3 protein-coding genes are annotated in these 2545 nt (G+C 52.5%); all 3 read left to right on the top strand.

Features of this window, described 5'->3' with window-relative positions; genetic code table 11:
* A partial coding sequence (locus VIN66_RS06990; RefSeq protein ID WP_331923307.1) for an OB-fold nucleic acid binding domain-containing protein occupies positions 1 to 843 on the top strand: 843 nt, incomplete at its 5' end.
* Positions 844 to 854: 11 nt separating this feature from the next.
* Positions 855 to 1400 carry a hydrolase gene (locus tag VIN66_RS06985; RefSeq protein ID WP_331923306.1) on the top strand — a complete coding sequence of 182 codons (546 nt, stop codon included), beginning with the start codon at positions 855 to 857 and terminating at the stop codon, positions 1398 to 1400.
* Positions 1400 to 2521, top strand: coding sequence for a dienelactone hydrolase family protein (locus tag VIN66_RS06980; protein WP_331923305.1), 1122 nt, complete (start codon positions 1400 to 1402; stop codon positions 2519 to 2521). Before VIN66_RS06985 ends, VIN66_RS06980 begins: the two co-directional genes overlap by 1 nt.
* Positions 2522 to 2545: the final 24 nt, after the last annotated feature.

Here is a 2545-nt window from a genome sequence, read left to right as displayed (position 1 = left end):
GCTTTACTCAACAGCTTCCCGATGGGGTTTTACAGCCCGTCGCAACTGCTGCAGGATATCCGCCGTCATGCGGTGCCGGTATTATCGGTATGTATTAACGCCTCTGACTGGGATTTTACGCTGCAACAGCAGGGCAAAGCGATCCGGTTGGGGCTTAGGCAGGTGAAAGGTTTAAGCGAAACCGGCGCTAAACAGCTGGTTAAGCTAAGGCCTGAGGAGGGCTACCGGCATATCCAGCAGTTGCGCCAGTTAGCGCTTAGCCGCGCTGATTTACAGGCGCTGGCCAGCGCCAATGCCCTTAGTAGCATCAGTGGCGATCGCTATAACAGCCGCTGGCAACTGCAGGATACACAATACAGTTTGCCGTTGTTTAGCGCCGGGGCAGAGGTGGCTGAAAATACGGCAGCCTATTTATTACCCCCAGGGCCGGTGCAGAATGCACTGGAAGATTACGCCGCCACCGGGCTTAGCCTGTTGCAGCATCCGCTAGCATTGCTACGACAGGCCGGCAAGCTGGTGCGCAGTGTACCGGCGGCAGAGCTTGGCAAGGTGCGGCATAAAAGCCCGGTAAGGGTCAGTGGCCTGGTCACATTGCGGCAAAGGCCCGGTACCGCAGCCGGGGTAACTTTTATGTCACTGGAGGATGAAACCGGCACCACTAATGTGTTGGTGTGGCTTGCCACCGCGCAGGCACAGCAAAAGAGTTTTTTGACCGCCCGCATTTTACAGGTAGACGGCATTTTAGAGCGTGAAGGCGAAGTGACTCATGTTATCGCCGGTAAGCTGGTTGACTTATCAGCACTTTTGGCAGAACTTAGTACCTCTTCCCGCGATTTTCATTAACAGGAACTGCTATGTTGCTACAGGCTGAACACTCGCTGGTGTTGTTGATTGATATGCAGCAGAAATTGTCACCGGCAATATTTGAACATAAAGAAGTGGAACAGGCAGCAGCCTGGGTATTGCAGGTAGCAATACAGCTGGATGTGCCGGTATGGGCTACCGAACAGTACCCGCAAGGCCTTGGGCCTACGCTACCGGCACTGGCAGAATTGATACCGCCAGCACAAGTGCTGCAGAAAATGCATTTCAGTGCACTGAAAGAGCCGCATATTGCCAGCAGTCTGGCCTGTGCCGAGCGTAAGCAACTGGTTATATTGGGAACGGAAACACATGTCTGTGTGCTGCAATCGGTAATAGATTTATTGGATTTAGGCTATCAGGTGTTTGTCGTTATTGAGGCCGTAGGGTCGCGTACAGAGCAAAACAAGCAACTGGCCCTTAGCCGGATGCAGCAGGCCGGGGCGCAAATTATCAGTAAAGAAATGCTGGCGTTTGAGTGGTTGCAGCGCTGTGGCACCGATACCTTTCGTCAGATCAGCAAGGGGTGGATCCGTTAATGCACTGGTACTTTTTATTATTCTTGTTAGCCTTGCCGGTTAAAGCAGATTCGCTAATTGATCAGCAACTGCCCGATTTTTATCAGCAGCTTAAACTGGAAACTTACCCGCTTAGCTGGCAAAGCGGTAACTTTACCGATATCGCTACCTGGCGCAGCACTGCAAGGCAGGCATTACGTCAGGCGCTGCTGTGGCCGGACGAACCGATTGAATTTGCTCCGACACTGATCAAAACAGAAGCGCGTGACGGTTACAGCGCACAGCTTTGGTCAATTCAGCTGACGGCGCAAAGCCGGGTGGCCGTAATGGTACTGGCGCCAGACACGACCAAGCCGGCTCCGACGGTATTACTGCTGCATGACCACGGTGCCCGGTTTGATATCGGTAAAGAAAAATGGATTAAACCGTTTGCCGGCGATAGCCGTTTAACCTCTGCTCAGCAATGGGCCGATAAATACTTCAGTGGGCATTTTGTCGGGGATACGCTGGCACAGCAGGGCTATCTGGTTATTGCCGCCGATACCTTTGGCTGGAGTGAACGTGGTCCGGTAGAGTTCTCTGCTCAGCAGGCCCTTGCCAGCAATATGTTTTTGCTTGGCCGCTCACTTGCCGGTATGGCGGCCTATGAAGATTTACGTCTGGTGCAGTTTGCAAAGCAGTTGCCACAAGCCGACAGTTCGAAAATTGCGGTACTGGGGTTCTCGATGGGGGCTTATAAAGCCTGGCAGCTGGCGGCGCTGACTGATGATATCAAGGCTGCCGTGGCGGTGTCGTGGATGAATGATTACCAGCATTTACTGCAGCCGGGGAATAATATTTTACGAGGGCAGTCAGCATTTTATATGTTACATCCGGGTATCGCAGACAAAATGGATATTCCTGATATGGCTAGCCTGGCAGCGCCTAAAGCTATGTTATTTATCAACGGCGGTAAAGACACGCTAATGCCTCTGGCAGGGGTAGAGGCATCCTACCGCAAGATGCAGCAGGTCTGGCACGCTTACGGTGCGGCAGATAAGCTCAGTACCAAAGTGTACGCTGAGTTTGGGCATGAGTTTAACGCTGAGCAGCAGCAACAGGTGTATAACTGGTTACGCACTCAGTTGGCGGAAAATAATTGATCTAATACCATTGCCAGGCGTACC

This window comes from Rheinheimera sp. (assembly GCF_036568245.1).
Classification (GTDB): domain Bacteria; phylum Pseudomonadota; class Gammaproteobacteria; order Enterobacterales; family Alteromonadaceae; genus Alishewanella.
This window is presented reverse-complemented; position numbering and strand designations above follow the sequence as displayed.